General features: G+C 47.2%; 14 protein-coding genes. 7 read left to right on the top strand and 7 right to left on the bottom strand.

Annotation, left to right across the window (positions count from 1 at the left end; translation table 11 throughout):
• Window positions 1-21: 21 nt before the first annotated feature.
• From cydC to ald, 4 genes are all read right to left on the bottom strand, one after another.
• Window positions 22-1,776, bottom strand: a complete 1,755-nt coding sequence (cydC, locus tag AC1HDJ_RS10005; RefSeq protein WP_479535571.1) for a heme ABC transporter ATP-binding protein/permease CydC — start codon at window positions 1,774-1,776, stop codon at window positions 22-24.
• 3 nt (window positions 1,777-1,779) lie between these two features.
• Window positions 1,780-3,651, bottom strand: a complete 1,872-nt coding sequence (gene cydD / locus AC1HDJ_RS10000) for a heme ABC transporter permease/ATP-binding protein CydD (protein WP_479535569.1) — start codon at window positions 3,649-3,651, stop codon at window positions 1,780-1,782.
• Window positions 3,652-3,744: 93 nt separating this feature from the next.
• Window positions 3,745-4,701, bottom strand: coding sequence for a thioredoxin-disulfide reductase (trxB, locus tag AC1HDJ_RS09995; protein ID WP_479535567.1), 957 nt, complete (start codon window positions 4,699-4,701; stop codon window positions 3,745-3,747).
• Window positions 4,702-4,948: 247 nt separating this feature from the next.
• Window positions 4,949-6,070, bottom strand: coding sequence for an alanine dehydrogenase (ald, locus tag AC1HDJ_RS09990; protein ID WP_479535565.1), 1,122 nt, complete (start codon window positions 6,068-6,070; stop codon window positions 4,949-4,951).
• Between the two features lie 153 nt (window positions 6,071-6,223).
• Here ald and lrp point away from each other — a divergent pair, with 153 nt between their 5' ends.
• From lrp to AC1HDJ_RS09955, 7 genes are all read left to right on the top strand, one after another.
• The gene (gene lrp, locus AC1HDJ_RS09985) at window positions 6,224-6,718 is read left to right on the top strand and encodes a leucine-responsive transcriptional regulator Lrp (protein ID WP_438624054.1); all 495 of its coding nucleotides are present in this window, start codon (window positions 6,224-6,226) and stop codon (window positions 6,716-6,718) included.
• 140 nt (window positions 6,719-6,858) lie between these two features.
• On the top strand, window positions 6,859-11,139 hold the full coding sequence (locus tag AC1HDJ_RS09980; RefSeq protein WP_479535562.1) for a DNA translocase FtsK 4TM domain-containing protein: 4,281 nt from the start codon (window positions 6,859-6,861) through the stop codon (window positions 11,137-11,139).
• A 246-nt stretch (window positions 11,140-11,385) separates the two neighbouring features.
• On the top strand, window positions 11,386-11,997 hold the full coding sequence (gene lolA / locus AC1HDJ_RS09975) for an outer membrane lipoprotein periplasmic chaperone LolA (protein ID WP_479537090.1): 612 nt from the start codon (window positions 11,386-11,388) through the stop codon (window positions 11,995-11,997).
• Window positions 11,998-12,006: 9 nt separating this feature from the next.
• Complete coding sequence (locus AC1HDJ_RS09970) at window positions 12,007-13,347, top strand: replication-associated recombination protein A (protein WP_479535560.1); 1,341 nt, start codon at window positions 12,007-12,009, stop codon at window positions 13,345-13,347.
• A 158-nt stretch (window positions 13,348-13,505) separates the two neighbouring features.
• Window positions 13,506-14,792, top strand: a complete 1,287-nt coding sequence (gene serS, locus AC1HDJ_RS09965; protein WP_479535558.1) for a serine--tRNA ligase — start codon at window positions 13,506-13,508, stop codon at window positions 14,790-14,792.
• A 184-nt stretch (window positions 14,793-14,976) separates the two neighbouring features.
• Window positions 14,977-15,426 (top strand): LexA family protein, encoded by a 450-nt coding sequence (locus AC1HDJ_RS09960; protein ID WP_479535556.1) that lies wholly within the window; start codon window positions 14,977-14,979, stop codon window positions 15,424-15,426.
• Between the two features lie 362 nt (window positions 15,427-15,788).
• Window positions 15,789-16,403 carry a hypothetical protein gene (locus AC1HDJ_RS09955; protein ID WP_479535554.1) on the top strand — a complete coding sequence of 205 codons (615 nt, stop codon included), beginning with the start codon at window positions 15,789-15,791 and terminating at the stop codon, window positions 16,401-16,403.
• Between the two features lie 497 nt (window positions 16,404-16,900).
• Here the strand turns inward: AC1HDJ_RS09955 and nth are convergent, their stop codons facing one another.
• Genes nth through rsxG form a run of 3 tightly spaced genes read right to left on the bottom strand, consistent with a single transcriptional unit; the run spans window position 16,901 to window position 18,935 of the window.
• Window positions 16,901-17,533, bottom strand: coding sequence for an endonuclease III (gene nth / locus AC1HDJ_RS09950; RefSeq protein WP_479535552.1), 633 nt, complete (start codon window positions 17,531-17,533; stop codon window positions 16,901-16,903).
• A gap of 26 nt (window positions 17,534-17,559) precedes the next feature.
• Window positions 17,560-18,270 (bottom strand): electron transport complex subunit E, encoded by a 711-nt coding sequence (locus tag AC1HDJ_RS09945; protein ID WP_479535550.1) that lies wholly within the window; start codon window positions 18,268-18,270, stop codon window positions 17,560-17,562.
• Window positions 18,271-18,305: 35 nt separating this feature from the next.
• Window positions 18,306-18,935 carry an electron transport complex subunit RsxG gene (rsxG, locus tag AC1HDJ_RS09940; protein ID WP_479535548.1) on the bottom strand — a complete coding sequence of 210 codons (630 nt, stop codon included), beginning with the start codon at window positions 18,933-18,935 and terminating at the stop codon, window positions 18,306-18,308.
• Window positions 18,936-18,938 lie beyond the last annotated feature (3 nt).

Below are 18,938 nucleotides of genomic sequence, written 5' to 3'. Positions count from 1 at the left end.
TTACCCTCTATAGAAACAAGCTTATAGGCGCTGGTGTAGCTGATAATAACGCCCCTGCTCAGCCATTAACTGCTGATGCGAACCCTGTTCAATGATCTGGCCCTCTTCCATTAAACAGATCTGATCATAATCGGCTAATCCACTCAGGCGATGGGTGACATAAATAACTGATTTCCTTTGCGTATGTTCTGTCAGTAATGCCAGTATTTTCTGCTCAGTTTCTGCATCTAGCCCTTCAGTGGGTTCATCAAGCAGCATGATAGGCGCATTGTGCAGCAGAGCACGTGCCAGCCCGAGCCTGCGCTGTTCACCGCCAGAGAGCGGCCTTCCGCCATCGCCAAGCCACATATCAAGCCCTTCATCCTTCATCAGTGCACTTAAGCCCACGGCGTTTAGCGCGTTGGCGATCTGATGATCAGAGGCAGTAGGTGCAGCCATTGACAGGTTCTGGCGCAACGTAGCGCTAAATATATGTACCCGCTGCGAAACAACAGAGATCATGCTGCGCAATTGTGTTTCGGTGAGCGTCTGATAGGGTTGATTACCAAGCAAAATTTGGCCTGTTTGCGGATCATAAGCTCGTGTTAGCATTTGCAATAGGGTTGATTTCCCACAACCGGTTTTCCCTAGTAATGCGATATGCTGTCCGGGATTCAGCGTCAGCGATATCTTGCTTAAGACCAGTGGTTCAGTCGGCGAGTAGGCAAAACTCACCTGTTTTAGCTGCAGTGTGCTGTCATGCAGACTGCGATTAGCAGGGGAAATCGCCTGTGCTGTGGTTTGTGCTTCAGGGATAAACACCACGTCTGGCTGTTGTGAGATAACATTGTTTACCCGCTCAGCCGAGGCGATAACCTGACCAAGGTGTAAAAATGCACCTGCCACGGGGGTTAATGCCTCAAATGCGGCAAGTGTGACAAACGCAAACAGGCCAATCATTGCACCAGCATGTTGTATTCCGCCAATATTATCGGCCGCCAGCCACAGCATCAGCACCAGTGTCAGGCCCGAGGCCAGCACCATCAGGCTTTGTGCCCATGCTGCAAGGCTGGCTTCTTGTTTTTGGCTTTGTTGCCATTGTTGCTCGGTGTGATCGAGTTTCTCGCGGTACTGGTTGGCTGCGCCAAAGATCACCAACTCCGCATGTGCCTGCAACCATTCGACCAGTTGTACACGGTAGAGGCTGCGCTGGCGGTGAATATTCTGCCCGACAGGTTTTCCGGCCTGATAAAAAATAACTGGGATCACCAGCAAAAGCATCAGCATGATACCGCCAAGTATCAGTGCTAAACGCACATCAAGCAGTGACAGCAGTAAGGTTGTACTGATAATGATCAGCAGGGCAGAGACCAGCGGTGAGAGCAGACGTAGGTAGATATGATCAAGGGTATCGACATCGGATACTAGCCGGTTGAGTAGCTCGGTCTGGCGATATTTTGCTAATCCGCCGGGTGAGAGCGGAATGATACGGCTGAAGCAAAATACCCGCAGGTGGGTAAGCACCCGAAAAGTGGCGTCATGGCTGACTACACGCTCAAAATAGCGTGATGCTGTACGAAAAATCGCCAACCCACGTACGCCACCGGCTGGCAACATATAATTGAACGTGCCACTGGTAAGCGTAACACCAGCAATAGCGGAGGCTGCCAAAAACCAGCCGGACAGCGATAACAGGCCAATACTGGCAGCGAGTGCCACGATAGCCAGTGCAACACCGAGCGCCATACGGATCCAATGGCGGCGGTATAACGCCAGAAAAGGTAACAAAACACGCATGGGTTAAATCTCCAGATGCCGGTTAGCCAGCAGGGTAGCAAACGGGCCATCAGCTTGGCTTAGGGTGGCAAAATCACCTTGTTGTACCAGCATTCCGTTATCCATCAGCCAGATTTGCTCGCAGTGTTTGATATCCTCAATACGGTGCGTGATCATAAAGGTGGTCTGTTTTTCTGCAGCCTGCATCAGGGCTGACATCACTAATTGCTCGCTGCGGGCATCTAAACTGGCGGTGGGTTCATCAAGCAGTAAAAAGCGCGAATCGCGCAGTAGCGCACGTGCAACGGCAAGACGTTGCGCTTGCCCGACCGACAGACCGACACCATGATCACCCAATGGTGTATCAATGCCCTGTGGCAGTTTATTGATAAATTCGCTGGCATAGGCGGAATTTAACGCCTGTTCGATGGTTTGTTGATTAACAGTATCCAGCCCTAGCGTCAGGTTATCGCGTAGCGAGCCTTGCAACAGCAGCGGGTTTTGCCCAACCCAAGCCAGATGTTGCCGCCACGAGGCTTTATCCAGCCGATTAAGCTCTTGCCCTGCAATAAGCAGTGAGCCACGGTACGGCAAAAACCCGAGTAACGCGTTCATGAGTGAGGTCTTTCCTGCACCACTTTTTCCCACTAACGCAATACGCTGACCGGCCTCAATCGTAAAGCTCAGAGGCCCTGCCAGCACTTTTCCTTGTGGCGAGAGGATCTCAAGATCAGTGGCGACAAGGGAAACTGGCTGTAGTGTCTGGAAAGGCAACAATTCATCAGCAGAGTGGCTAGACACTTGCTCGGTTGAGTGTGATGGTGAGTGGGTAGCTTCACCCTTATCTGTATCAGCAGTTGCTGTTTCACGGATATTGTTAGCCGCTTTTTCTATCACCGGTTTTTCTACCGCAAGAAATTCAACCAGTGTTTCTGCCGCGCCAATAGCTTGGGCTTTGGCATGATAAAACGTGCCCAAATCGCGCAAGGGCTGATAAAACTCCGGCGCAAGAATTAAGACTAAAAAACCAGCAAACAGGGTAATACCTTGATCGTAATGCCCAAAATTCAGCTCACCGAGGAAAGAGAAGCCAAAATAGACCGCAACCACGGCAATAGAGAGCGAGGTGAAAAACTCCAGTACTGCCGAGGAAAGAAATGCCATATACAGCACTTCCATTGTGCGGTGACGAAAATCTTCCGCATTAGCATGAATATGGTCAACTTCGGCCTGAGCGCGATTGAAAATACGCAGTGTTTCCAGCCCCCGCAAACGGTCTAAAAATGACCCGCTCAAACGGGCTAATGCTTTAAAGTTGCGGCGGTTGGCATCTGCCGCACCCATGCCAACCAGCGCCATAAAAAAGGGGATCAATGGCGCAGTTGCCAGAAGGATCAAGCCTGCGGCCCAATTTATCGGAAACACGACACACAGTACAATCAATGGCACTAATACAGCCAAATACATTTGCGGCAGATAGCGCGCAAAGAAATCCTGCATATCTTCAATTTGCTCGAGCACCATAGTGGCCCATGAGCCAGCCGGTTTACCTTTAATCCACGCCGTGCCGAGTGAATCGAGGTGATTGAGTACCAGTGAGCGAATTTTCGTGCGGACTTCAACACCGCATTGAAATGCGCAGCGTTCACGCAGCCGGGTAATCAGTGCGCGCACAATAACTGTGCCTATTAGGGCAATAAAGTAGCCGCTTAACGATTCACGCGGTTGATTAAGAATAATCAGATCATTGAGCAGGGTGGCCAGCAGCCACGCTTGCAGTGCGATGAGAAGCCCCGAACACAACCCCAGCAGCATTGTCAGCGTTAACCAGCGGCGAGCCAGTTTGCTTTGTTGTTTTAGCCAGCGAGTCAGTTCGCGTTGTTTGAGTTTATCCATGAGTGCAGTGTCTTAACAGCCCTAGAAATACGGCTCTGTGGCCGTTACTAACTAATGAGTAAACGGGAGCATTTGCTCCCGTTGTCATGGTGCTTATTTTCCGAGGGCATCAAGGTAGCGTTCAGCATCAAGCGCTGCCATGCAACCTGTTCCGGCAGAGGTAATCGCTTGGCGATAAATGTGATCCATCACATCACCGGCGGCAAATACACCCGGAATGCTGCTTTGAGTGGCATTACCTTCTGTTCCTGACTGAACTTTAATGTAGCCACCGTTCAGCTCAAGCTGGCCTTGGAAAATCTCGGTATTCGGGCTGTGTCCAATGGCTACAAACAGGCCGTTTACCGTCAGTTCGTTGGTTGTGTCACTTTCGGTACTGCGTAGACGCAGGCCGGTTACACCCATATCATCACCGAGAACTTCATCGAGTGTATGGTTGGTGTGCAACACAATGTTGCCGTTGGCCACCTTATCCATCAAACGGGAGATCAGGATTTTTTCGGCCCGGAAGGTGTCGCGGCGGTGAATCAGATGTACTTCCGATGCGATATTCGAGAGATACAACGCCTCTTCAACAGCACTGTTACCGCCACCAATTACAGCAACCGCCTGATTACGATAGAAGAAACCATCGCACGTTGCACAGGCTGAAACGCCACGGCCTTTAAATGCCTCTTCAGACGGCATACCCAAATAACGTGCAGAAGCGCCGGTTGCGATAATCAGCGCATCACAAGTGTATTCAGTGCTGTCGCCAAACAAACGCAGTGGGCGCGATTGCAGATCAACCCGATTGATGTGATCAAAAATAATCTCGGTATTAAATTTTTCCGCATGCGCTTTCATGCGATCCATCAGCAGTGGGCCAGTTAGCTCATCGGCATCGCCGGGCCAGTTTTCCACTTCCGTCGTGGTGGTAAGCTGTCCGCCTTGCTGCATACCGGTAACGAGAACCGGATTAAGGTTTGCACGAGCAGCATAAACTGCGGCGGTATATCCTGCAGGGCCTGAGCCCAAAATTAATAATTTGCAATGTTTTGTCGATGTCATTGTTATTCTCCACGTACGACAGGTGTGCTGCCGATTGTAGGTAAATTGTGTCAGCAAAAACAGTAAAAAAAGGCACTTTGTACCGATGATACAGATTATTAGGCTCAAGTATCATCAGCAAAATTCCCCTGATTGCAGGAATAATGCGATTTAGCGGGAAGATATGCGGATATTTATCTCACCGACAAGAGAAATTCCGCATTTTATTGATACAGCCTGAGTGATGCTTAAGCACCGAACTGGCAGGTTATCCACCCTGTAAAATAGATCTTAATGGCGTGAAGGGAAGATTCAGGCTGTCAGCTACCGAACGCGAAGTCAGTTTCCCACGATAGATATTCAACCCGTTTGCCAAATGAGGGTTGTTTTGCATGGCCGTTAAGCAGCCCTGATCCGCCAGTTGTATAATATAAGGCAGCGTGGCATTACACAGGGCTAATGTGGCAGTTTTGGCTACGGCTCCCGGCATGTTGGCGACACAGTAATGCACAATATCATCAATGACATATGTTGGGTTATCGTGTGTAGTAGGGCGTGAAGTGGCAAAGCATCCACCTTGATCAATAGCAACATCAACCAGTACTGTCCCCGCTTTCATGATTTTCAGATCATCACGGCTAAGTAATTTTGGCGCGCTTGCACCCGGAATAAGCACCGCCCCAATGATTAAATCTGCGTGGGTTATCGCAGACTCAATGGCAGCATGGGTTGGGCTGAGCAGCTGAACGCGGCCTGCAAACTCACTGTCTAGGCGGCGTAATGTATCAATATTGTTATCAAACAGAATAACATTGGCCCGCATACCGACCGCAATACGTGCGGCATTGGCACCAACCACACCTCCGCCAAAAATCACCACATTAGCTGCAGGAATACCCGGAACGCCACCCAGTAAAATGCCTGATCCTCCGTGTGATTTTTCCAGTGCATGTGCACCTGCCTGTACGGCCATGCGTCCAGCAACTTCAGACATTGGTGCTAAAAGTGGCAGACCACCGAGTGCATGGGTAACGGTTTCATAAGCAATACAAATTGCATCACTTTGCAGTAAAGCGTGAGTCTGTTCCATATCTGCTGCTAGATGGAGATAGGTAAAAAGCACCTGAGAGGGGATAAGTTTGGTACGTTCTACTGTTTGTAGCTCTTTTACTTTGACAATCATCTCTGCATTTGCGAAAACATCATCTGAGGAAGAAACAATACGCGCTCCTGCAGCAATATAATCGGCATCGGTAAAACCGATCTGACTGCCAGCATGAGTTTCGACAAGGAGTTGATGGCCATGAACAGAGAGTTCTTTCACGCCAGCAGGAGTCATCCCAACGCGATATTCATGGTTTTTGATCTCTTTAGGAATACCAATAATCATCTGAGTACCTCGCGACACATGGTGTATAACGCTGAAGGTTTGTGAATCCTCTGTATATGTTGCTAGTATATAACGACTAGGTTGGTATAGTGTTTCTTTTTTTGGGTTAGGATGCAGCATTAATTCACGCAAGGACGAAACGGGTGGAGTAAAATGACAGAGAATAAAAAGCGGCCAAGCAAAGATCTCGACAGAATAGATCGTAATATTCTGAATGAGCTACAAAAGGACGGGCGTATATCCAACGTTGAATTATCAAAGCGCGTCGGTTTATCACCCACTCCCTGTTTAGAGCGAGTACGGCGCTTAGAGCGTCAGGGCTTTATTAACGGTTATACAGCGTTATTAAACCCGCATTATTTAGATGCATCTTTATTGGTATTTGTTGAAATAACCTTAAACCGTGGCGCACCTGATGTGTTCGAGCAATTTAATGCCGCCGTGCAAAAGCTTGAAGAGATCCAAGAGTGCCATCTGGTTTCCGGTGATTTCGACTACCTGCTGAAAACACGTGTACCTGATATGTCAGCGTACCGTAAGTTATTAGGTGAAACCTTACTGCGTTTGCCGGGTGTGAATGACACGCGAACTTACGTTGTAATGGAAGAGGTAAAACAGACCAATCGTTTGGTGATAAAGACCCGTTAAATAACAAGATGAGTATGAAGAGTGCAAAACTCGCTCAGCTTAGTTAAAATACTGGCCATTCATCCAGATCAAAACGCTCGAGCGGCTTGTGCCGCTCGGCGTATTTTTGGTCGTTAATATTGACTCCTGGAGAGACATTTTTGAGCCAGGTACTCGCAGAAAAAAAAGCTAGAGCCAATAAGAAATTAAGTGGATTACACCGCATTATGGAAGCATTCCTGATTGTGGGTGTTATTTTTGCTGTCTATATGATGGTTGCACTGCTTAGCTTTGACCCCTCAGATCCGAGTTGGTCACAAGCTTCATGGCATGATGCAATACAAAATATTACCGGTGCGGTAGGGGCGTGGGTTGCTGATACGCTATTCTTATCGGTCGGGGTGCTTGCTTATACCGTGCCGCCAATTATGGTGCTTGCAGCATGGGTGATGTTCCGTCGCCGTAGCGATGATGAACCGTTTGATTTCTTGAATTTAGCATTACGCCTGATAGGTGTAGTACTGCTGATTGGCGCATCTTGCGGGTTAGCTGCTATCAGTATTGATGACTTTTACTATTTCCCTTCCGGTGGGTTTATCGGTGCGGCTATCAGCAACTACAGTGTGCCTTGGTTCTCACAAATCGGCGCAACGTTGATTTTGTTGTGTGTCTGGGCATCGGCAGTGACTTTGTTTACCGGTTTGTCATGGCTGACATTGGCCGAAAATATTGGTGCCGCTATTTTAAGCCCGGTAGCCTTTTTTTCGGGTGGCGGCACTCGCCGTCGTGAAATGCTGACTGAAAAAGCAGCGGCAGATAAAGCTGCACGTGAAGCGGATGATGCCGATTATGTTGATCAGCAAGGTTATGATCATGACGATGATGATGGTTATGATGAAGACCTTGATGATGCAGAGCTCGACGAGCAGGAAGAGCCTGCTGCGGTAACGGCAAAAAACAGCAAAAAGCAGCCGCAAAAAAATCAAAAGCGTACGCGTGATCTCGATCTACATGATAACCCATCAGAATACGATGCCGATCAAGATGGTATAGCCAGTGATGATATAGACAGCGATGATGTACTGCTGCAATCACCTCGCCGAGCGAAGAACAATGCGGTAGCAGAGACTGCGGTTAAGGCTGAACCTACCACAAAAAAGCCTGAGATGGATGGTAAGGATACTGTCATGCCATCTTTGCATGCTCATCGCATGGATGATGATATTTCACTCAGTACTCATACTGATTCAGCAATGAAAGCAGTTACACCGCGTTTATCTGGCCAAGAGTCTGAAATAAGCAAGCCCGTAATACCTGCAATAAGAGAACCAGAGATCAAATCTGCTGTTGTACCGGCGGCTGTCGCTGCTGCATTGTCAACAGCAGTTGCGCCTTCGCAGGCTGCAACAATTCACGTTGATGATAACAGTGATACAGATAACTGGTTTGAGCCGCAAGTCAATCTGGCCGGGCTTGATGCGCTTATGGCGATGGACCCATCTCCAGTACAGGCTGATATTCGTTCACCTGAAAAAGTGGCGGCATTTAGTAGCCAAAGCATCAATCAGGTGTTTGATGAAGAGATCACCCCGTTTGGTTCAGCTTTTTCTAATGCCTCATCAGATATAGGAATAGCAGAGCATTCGGTGGCAGGGGAGAGCGGCGATCTTCACGATGTATCCGCGCACAGTTTTAGCGCTCATCACAGTGATGATGCCGATACGGCATATACGCCGAAACCACAGGTTAAGCCTAACGTGCCTGAAATGCCGAGGCCAAATCCGGTTAAAATTCCAACTCGCCGTACACTTGCCTCACTGGGTATTAAGCTGCCGTCTGAGCGTATTGCCGAGCAGCGTCAGCGTGAAATCGAGCAGCAAGAGCAAGAAAATGCTCAGCATAAGCAGATTGAAGATGCGTTAAAGCGTGAGAATCCGCTGATCCCTGGGGTTGAAGTTCCCACATTCTTTGCTCAGCAGCAAGATGATGATCTGACGAGTGCATACTCGTTCACCGCACGCGATGAAAGTGATATTCAAAGTGCGACTAATCAGCACACGGCAACTCAATATGCCGATACCCAAAATACTGCAACTCACAGTACAGCTATCGAAAGCGCTGCTGTTGCTACCTCTGAACGTACGGTACACACTGCTGATCATTTGGGCAGTAATGTGCGTCCAAGTGTAAATCACGGTATTGCTAATAGCCCTGTTGACGATGATGATGCACTTAACGCCCGTTTACAGGCCGAATTTGAAGCGCATGAAAATGCTCGTTTACAGCGTGCAGTGGAAGCCGTGCGTAAACCGCTCCAATTTGCTGCATCAGAGCCATCAGATACATCGAGTCTGTCAAAGAGAACAGAACCGACCTTTACCTTTGAGCCGGTGGTAGAGCAAACTCCGGAGCCTCTGTTTACTTTTGAGCCTGTACCTGAATCTGTACCGCATGAAGAGTTAGAAACTGAACCGAAGGCAGTATCTTCATCACCATATGCAACATCAGCTACAGTGCCAGAAACACCGGCGGCTTACTCGGCATTTACCCATACGGAAAATACAAGTGCCTATACAACCAATGTGAGTGCACCAAGCGTCAGCCCATCAAGTGCGTATAGTACACAATTGGAAGCGCTACAAACTTTGCAGACAGAGCCTTCCCGCAATAATCATCTGCGACCGGCACGTACTGAACCGGTGATGAGCACTGCTTGGGAGTCTAGCCATCGCACGCAAGAAGAAGATCGCGCAGAAGATCGCCGCACACAGGTAAGACAAGATGTTGAACAAGAGATAGCGGTGCAGGATCAACAAGATCTGCAAGATGAAGAAGAGGCATTGCGCTATCAGGAACAGGCGGCAGAGATTGCCCGCATGCGCAAACGCGCCGAACAAGAGAATCTGGCTTTTTTACACCCTTTCTTAATGCAACAAGAAGAGAGAATGCCAAAGCCAACCACACCGCTGCCTACACTCGAATTGCTGGCAATGCCAACGAATGCCGAGCAACCAGTCAGTGATCAAGAGCTTGAAGCTACGGCACGTTTGGTGGAAGAGCGCTTGAATGACTACCGTATCAAAGCGGATGTCGCGGAAATTTCACCGGGGCCGGTGATTACCCGCTTTGAGCTTGATCTTGCTCCCGGTGTTAAAGCTGCGCGTATTTCCAACTTGTCGCGCGATCTGGCCCGTGCACTGTCCACCTCTGCGGTGCGTGTAGTTGAAGTGATCCCCGGAAAATCGTATGTCGGTTTAGAGTTGCCAAATAAAAATCGACAAACCGTTTTCTTGCGAGAAGTACTCGATTGTGATGCTTTCCGCCAAAGCACATCGCCATTGACGGTTGTATTGGGTAAAGATATTGCCGGTAAGCCTGTCGTGGCTGACTTAGCAAAAATGCCGCATTTGCTGGTTGCCGGTACTACAGGTTCAGGGAAATCGGTCGGCGTTAACGCCATGATCCTCAGCATTTTGTATAAGGCGACACCTGATGAAGTTCGCTTCATCATGATTGACCCGAAAATGCTGGAACTTTCGGTTTATCAGGGGATCCCGCACCTGCTGACTGAAGTTGTCACTGACATGAAAGATGCCGCGAATGCGCTGCGCTGGTGTGTTGGCGAGATGGAGCGTCGTTATAAGCTGATGTCACTGCTGGGTGTTCGGAATATCACCGGTTATAACGAGCGAGTAGTCATGGCCGAGCAGATGGGGCAGCCGATTCCAGACCCGTTATGGCGTCCGGGCGACAGTATGGAACCTATGCCGCCAGCACTGACTAAACTGCCTTATATCGTGGTGATGGTTGATGAATTTGCTGATCTGATGATGGTGGCGGGCAAGAAAATTGAAGAGCTGATTGCACGTTTGGCACAGAAAGCGCGTGCAGCCGGTATTCATCTGGTCTTGGCTACTCAGCGCCCTTCAGTCGATGTTATTACTGGCCTGATTAAAGCCAATATCCCAACCCGTATTGCGTTTACGGTATCGAGTAAAATTGACTCACGTACCATTCTTGATCAGGGCGGTGCAGAGAGCTTACTGGGGATGGGAGACATGCTTTACATGCCACCGAACTCCTCTATTCCTGAGCGTGTTCATGGCGCATTTGTCCGTGATCAGGAGGTGCATGCAGTTGCACAAGACTGGAAAGCACGCGGTCGCCCGCAGTACATTGATGCTATTTTAGCCGGTGACAGTGCTGAAGGTGGTGCAGGTTACGATGGCATGGATGAAGAGCTCGATCCGCTGTTTGATCAAGCCGTTGTGTTTGTTACCGAAACCCGTCGAGGTTCAATTTCCGGGGTGCAGCGTAAATTTAAAATCGGATATAACCGGGCGGCTCGCATTATTGAGCAGATGGAGAGTCAGGGTATTGTGAGTGCTCAAGGGCACAACGGTAACCGTGAAGTCTTAGCGCCGCCGCCAATGCGAGATTAAATCAGCACGATTAAATCGGTAAATAAATGGGCAACGAAATCGGAAGTTAAATCAATAAACCCTGCATTCTGACCAGCCTTTACACAGAGAATCTAACCTGTGTACGGAAATCAGAGTGCAGGGATGCTACCTGAAAAATCACCTGCAAACTGATGTGCAAAATCGCAAGTTGTATGATTGAGCGGAAAAGTGAGAATCACAATGAAAGCACAAACAAACAGGAAAACAGCAAAAATAAAAACAGCTATGGTTGCAGGAGTAATGGCCTGCGGCTTGGTATTGAGCCTTGTGTCATCAAGTGCTTGGGCTGATGCTCGTGGTGATCTACAAACCCGATTAGGTAAAGTAAACAGTTTTAGTGCCTCATTTACACAAACCGTGAATGCAGCTAATGGCACAACCCTGCAAAAAGGGGATGGCGCTCTTTCGGTATCCCGCCCGAATTTATTTCGTTGGGAAAGCAAAACACCGGATGAAACGCTGCTGGTAACCAACGGCAAAACCGTATGGTTTTTTAACCCGTTTGTTGAACAGGTCACCATCAGCAATTTAAAAGATGTCACCGGTAATACCCCTTTTGTTTTGCTAACCCGCAATAACCCGTCTGACTGGGCACAGTATAATGTCAGTCAGAAAGGGGATGTGTTTACCCTAAAACCGATTAAAACTGACGGCAATATCAAACAATTCCAGCTAAATGTGACGTCGGCAGGTGTTATCAATGGTTTCTCTGTGGTTGAGCAAGACGGCCAAACCAGTAAGACTACATTATCGCGTTTTTCAACCACGCCAGTGAATAAAGCAACCTATACCTTCAACGTGCCTAAAGGTGTAGAAATCGACGATCAGCGTCAGTAAGGCGGTTTGGTGAGTAATTTATCGTTGGATTTTGCCGCTGACTTTCAACCGCTGGCGGCTCGAATGCGCCCGACAACACTGGCACAGTATATTGGGCAATCCCACCTTTTAGCGCAGGGAAAACCCCTGCGTCGGGCAATTGAAGCGGGTCATCTACACTCAATGATCTTGTGGGGCCCACCGGGTACAGGCAAAACAACGTTAGCCGAAGTGATAGCCCGTTATGCTGATGCCGATGTTGAACGCGTCTCTGCGGTAACATCGGGTATCAAAGAGATCCGCGAAGCGATTGAACGGGCACGCAGTAACCGTGATCGCAACCGTCGCACAATTTTGTTTGTGGATGAAGTGCATCGCTTCAATAAAAGTCAGCAAGATGCATTTCTGCCGCACATTGAAGATGGCACTATTACCTTTATTGGTGCAACAACCGAAAATCCCTCTTTTGAGCTTAATAATGCGCTGTTATCGCGTGCTCGCACCTATCTTCTTAAATCCCTAACGGAAGAGGAGATTGGTACGGTGCTTGATCAAGCCATGCATGATAGTGCGCGCGGTTTAGGCACTCAGCCGTTGCAACTGCTGCCTCAGACTCGGGAACAGCTGATGCGGTTGGTCAATGGTGATGCACGCATGGCGCTGAACTGCCTTGAGCTGATGGTGGATATGGCCACAGAAAATGCTGATGGCCAGAAGGTGTTATCCCCGCAACTGTTGACGGATGTAATCGGCGAGCGTAGCGCGCGTTTTGACAACAAAGGTGATCGTTACTACGACCTTATCTCGGCGCTGCATAAGTCGATCCGGGGTTCATCACCTGACGGTGCGCTGTACTGGTATGCTCGAATACTAACTGCTGGCGGTGATCCTCTGTATGTTGCACGCCGATTATTGGCTATTGCCTCTGAAGATGTGGGTAATGCCGACCCGCGGGGTATGCAAATTGCTTTGGCGGCATGGGATTGCTTTACCCGTGTAGGCCCTGCAGAAGGTGAACGGGCCATTGCACAAGCTGTGGTGTATTTGGCGTGCGCGCCAAAAAGCAATGCGGTGTATAACGCTTTTAACGCTGCACTGGCTGATGCCAAGAATAACCCCGATTATGATGTGCCTGATCATCTGCGTAATGCGCCAACGGCCATGATGAAGCAGATGGGGTTAGGTGCAGAGTATCGCTATGCGCACAATGAACCGCATGCCTATGCCGCCGGTGAGAGCTATTTGCCGCCAGAAATGCAGCAAACACGTTACTATCACCCTACCGCACGCGGCTTAGAAGGTAAAATTGCTGAGAAACTGAGCTGGTTAGCACAGCAAGATCAAAATAGCCCGATAAAACGCTATCCGTAACATATGGCTTTGCGTTAATGTTTGTATTAAGGGTATATAGAACGGGTGTTTACAGTAGACCCTGCGCTGTAAAACAGCGAAAATAAGATAGCTGAGCGCTCTATTTCTGAGATGGCTCAGATTAAATTTCTTAAATAACGATAAAAAGCGGGATAAAAATGCTCGATCCTAATTTGCTACGAAACGATCTTGACGTGGTGGCAGAGAAGCTGGCACGTCGTGGCTTTAAAATTGATGTTGAAACGCTTAAAGCGCTGGAAGAAAAACGTAAAGTATTGCAGGTAAAAACTGAAAATCTGCAAGCTGAACGTAACGCTCGTTCGAAAGCGATTGGTTCTGCCAAAGCGCGTGGTGAAGATATTCAGCCATTGCTAGATGAAGTTGCTTCCATGGGAAGTGAGCTGGATGCAGCAAAAGCTGAGCTGGATCAGTTGCAAGATGCATGGCGTGATATAGCGCTGAGTATTCCGAATATTCCGGCAGATGATGTGCCAAGTGGCCGCGATGAAGCTGACAACCATGAAGTTCGCCGTTGGGGTACACCACGCAGCTACGATTTCACTGTACGTGATCACGTTGATCTAGGCGAGATGGCCGGTGGTATGGATTTTGCCGCTGCGGTGAAACTAACCGGTTCGCGCTTTGTGGTATTAAAAGGCCAGATTGCAAAACTGCATCGTGCGCTTGCCCAGTTTATGCTGGATTTGCACACCACAGAACACGGTTATTTGGAAACATATGTGCCGTATCTGGTAAACCACGAATCGCTGTACGGTACCGGCCAACTGCCTAAGTTTGGCAAAGATCTGTTCCACACAATGCCATTGGAAGAGGGTGATCCAACTTATGCTCTGATCCCAACAGCAGAAGTACCGGTAACGAACTTGGTCCGTGGTGATATTCTTGAAGAAGAGTCATTGCCTCTGAAGATGACGGCTCATACCCCGTGCTTCCGTTCTGAAGCCGGTTCATATGGTCGAGACACCCGTGGTCTGATCCGTATGCACCAGTTTGATAAAGTTGAAATGGTGCAAATTGTTCGCCCAGAAGACTCTATGCAGGCTCTCGAAGAGCTGACTGGCCATGCAGAGAAAGTACTGCAACTGCTGGGTCTGCCATACCGTACCATGCTTCTGTGTACCGGTGACATGGGCTTTGGCTCACACAAAACCTATGATTTGGAAGTGTGGTTGCCGGCACAAGATACTTACCGCGAGATCTCTTCATGTTCTAACATGGGGGATTTCCAAGCTCGCCGTATGCAGGCTCGTTGCCGCTCTAAGAGCGATAAGAAACCGCGTTTGGTGCATACCTTAAACGGTTCTGGTTTGGCGGTAGGCCGTACATTGGTGGCGGTTCTCGAGAACTATCAGCAATCGGATGGCCGAATTGAGATCCCTGAAGTATTGCGCAGCTATATGGGTGGCTTGACACATATCGGTTAATTTACTAATTGATATGCTAAGCTTTTCTTATATAAGCGCTGTAAAACCTCTGTATATCAGAGGTTTTTTTATGTCTGCTATCTACAGCACAAAAAAGTGGTATTCGGTGTTCAGAAATACTTGCATCTGAAACCGATACTCCTTATCTTATACTGTATAAACGTACAGTATAGATAAGGCTATCATGGAACTGAACATTTCGCTCCCCAATGATCTGTTCACCTACCGCCCAGTGGCATTTTTTAATGACAATGCGTTAGGTATACCGACTTCTTCTCACCCTTTTTCCGGACGTCAGCGTCTTGATCTAAATCTGCATTGTATTAAGCGCCCAGATGATACTTTTTTTATGCGAATTACCGGATCAGGTATGACAAATGCGGGTATCCGTTCCGGCGATATTCTGGTAGTTGATCGCATATTGTTACCTAAATCAGGTGATTTGTTGATTATTATGCAGCAGGGGGAGATGGTGGTGTATGAAATGCAACAGGGCAGTGATAGTCAGAGTGATAGCCAAAATGATGAAGCCTGTTTGTTATCATTAAACCCGGATCATCCTGATCTTGATACACATGCTACGCCGCATATTGTAGGTATTGTAACCAGTATTATTCACCATATTCGCCAGTAAAAGTGTTTAATCTTGTGGGTATTAATGCGGTAGTCACAGTTGTTGTCGAAATTTTTGGCCAAATTATTAACTGTTCTGATCAGAGTAGAGCAACATCTTCGATGGGGTGTCCCATTTCGATTCGAATATCTCTGAGCAAAGGCCAGAGATGCCGTTTCCAGCTTGAGCTCGGCAGTAAATGAGTGACGCAATCTTGTCATTGAATACTTCAACTGTACTACCTAAAAGAGTATCCGGGATTATTAGACCACTATAATCTAGCATGAAGAGATACATAAGTATGAAATAGGGTTTTTGTAGGATAGGGATAGACGTTAAGTTGTTGTGTACTGCTGCCACGTTGATGATCGGAAGAAAATATAATGAAGATTACTGTCAATAGTGGAGCTCAACAACCTCAGTATCGGGGAGTAGAGCATTTATATAATAGCTCGTTAGTACCTCGTGCACGATCTGTCTCTACAGTAGAGGTTGAAAAAAATAAATTACCCGTTCAAATGACTGTTCCGAATAGTTATCTTAAACGGAATGATATCGAAGAGATATTAAATCATAGCTATACATTCCCCTCACGGAAAAGTGGATTATTGATGTCCATTTTTAATAAAATTATTTTGTTTTTTTCGAGTAAAGGAAAAAAACAGATGGCTGTATTTAAAAGCCAACGTGAGAAAGTTGGGGCGGAATTTGAATCAAAATTCAATGGATTACCTTCTCTATCACCACCTTTATCTAGGGAAGCCATTAATCTGTATTTGACAGCTCATGTATTACGAAATGAAGGCGTGACTATTTCCATTGATCAAGAGAAAACTAATCCTAATGGGTCTGTTTGTATGTCTTTGTGTTTTAATGGTGGCCTAGGTGTGCGTCAGTGTTTTATCCCAAAAAGGGATATAGCACTTTTCGGTAACATCACTAATACTCCTTCGACATTTATGAATATATACAATCAATTGCTTCAAAAATGGCGATAATTTGTTCTTCTAGGCATTTTGTTTACGTTTATAGTGATTGTCCCTGCCGAGCTCACGCTGGAAACCACATCTAGGGTGTTTGATCAGGGATATTCAATCATCGAAGTAAGTCGTTCATCTTGATGATGGGTAAATTCAAACGTATGCATGGATAGACCGATTAAGAAAGCAAGAGCTTACGAAGCACTTGACGAGCCAGCATCCATATAAGATTAAAATGTGAGTCTGGCCAAGGTTAACATGATAAATAGCACTGTACACTTTATGGGTATAGGGATAAAAAAAGTGACGCAAAATGCGTCACTGAATAAATAATCAATTTATCTCTAGGTATTAGCGTTCAGAAATAAATGCAAATGCGCAACACACGAGGTTAACTTACCACAAAGTAGATTGTGATAACGCAAAGGTTACCCGATTTTATGTGGTACAGCGTTATCTATTTGTGCGGAAAACACGTTACACTGAGATTATACGCTAGTGATTAATGTGATTTTTTATTCGGTTTTTTCGCTATATTCACATAAGTCTTCAATGATACATGAGCCACAGCGAGGCTTGCGGGCAATACAGGTGTAGCGGCCGTGTAAAATAAGCCAGTGGTGCACATCGAGCTTAAATTCGGCAGGCACAACGCTGAGAAGTTTGGTTTCAACTTCATTGACGTTTTTACCCGGAGCAAAGCCTGTACGGTTGGATACACGGAAAATATGGGTATCTACGGCAATAGTAGGCCATCCGAATGCGGTGTTGAGTACTACATTGGCTGTTTTCCTTCCGACACCGGGTAATGCTTCCAGTGCTTCACGACTTTCAGGTACGACGCTACCATGTTGATCAAGCAAAATACGGCAGGTTTTGATGACGTTTTCGGCTTTGGTGTTATAGAGCCCAATGGTTTTTATGTAACTTTTTAAGCCATCAACACCCAAATCAAAAATAGCCTGCGGAGTATTGGCGACAGGGTAGAGCTTGTCTGTGGCTTTATTAACACTGACATCAGTAGCTTGAGCTGACAACATTACCGCAATTAACAACTCAAACGGAGAGCTAAAGTTTAGTTCGGTTGTGGGTTTTGGGTTTTGCTTTCGTAATCGTTGTAGAATTTCGACTCTTTTTTTCTGGTTCATATCTGCTCTTCCTTGCACGGTGAAAGTCAGTGGCAACTGTTGGTTTTTTTCAGCTCACCATGTTCAAGAGAAGATTCAAGGGACGCTGCCGCACTGCTGCGGGTTTTGATTTTTTGGTCAATCAGATATTTTCCCGCCAGCATAAAACCCAGCCCAATAAATGCACCGGGTGGTAAAATTGCCAGTAAAAAGCTGTTATCCAGATGCAGAATATCAATACGTAATACAGTAGCCCATGAGCCGAGTAAAAGATCTGCTCCATCAAAGAGAGTACCTTTACCAATAATTTCACGTAGCGAGCCTAAGACAAACAGCGCTGATGTTGCACCTAAACCAATCGCCAGCCCGTCGAGCGCAGAATCAGCAACAGAGTTTTTTGCCGCAAAAGCCTCTGCACGGCCAATAACAATACAGTTTGTAACGATAAGGGGGATGAAGATCCCCAATGACTGATACAACCCAAAGGCATAGGCATTCATCAGCAACTGCACAACGGTGACTACCGAGGCAATGATCATCACATAAATAGGTATTCTGATTTCATTGGGTACCCAGTGGCGAATGGCTGAAACAGTCACGTTTGTACAAATCAGTACCAGCATGGTAGCTAGGCCTAAGCCAAGCGCATTGGTTGCTGTTGATGTTACTGCGAGCAAAGGGCACAAACCCAGCAATTGTACCAGTGCGGAGTTGTTTTTCCATAACCCTTGCAGCAAAATTTCTCGTGGATTATTCACACGTTTACTCCATCAATCACTAAATCATCGCGTGTTTATTCACCGCAATCAGGTGTTTGGTTAAATAATTCTGTACCGTATTGGTGTGCATAAATCAGCGTGTTTTTAACACTGCCAACCACGGCTCGGGGGGTAATAGTTGCTCCGGTAAATTGGTCAAACATACCGCCATCTTTGCGTACTGCCCAGCGTGAATCAGTATCATTTTTTAAAATTTTGTCTTTAAAGCTCAAAATCCAGTCAGAGATGCGCAACTCTATTTTATCACCCAGCCCCGGTGTTTCATGGTGCTCTAATACGCGTACGCCGAGTGATTCCCCATTCAATGTTGCCCCGACAATCAGTTTAATTGCGCCGGAATAACCGTTAGGGGCTGTGCTCTCTATCGCCATGGCAACAGGTTGGCCGTTTTTACGCGCTAAATAGGCTTTCTGCGGTGTGGTTGTACCCAGTAGCGCAGAGCTGGTGACCAATACACACTCTTTTAACGGGTCATTATTATACAGCTCTGGTGGTAATACCTGATTAATCAGGTTTACCTGCTGTAATTTGGCCTGTGCAGCAATTTTATCGTTAGTCAGCGAGTGTACAACCACGATCATACCGGTAGTAACCAGCGCAAAAATAGCCAGCGTAATGCCATGACGGCGCATTGTATTTAACATGAT

Source organism: Plesiomonas sp. ISS29 (assembly GCF_056522795.1).
Note: the sequence above shows the minus strand (reverse complement) of the source record. Positions and strands in the feature narration are given on the sequence as shown.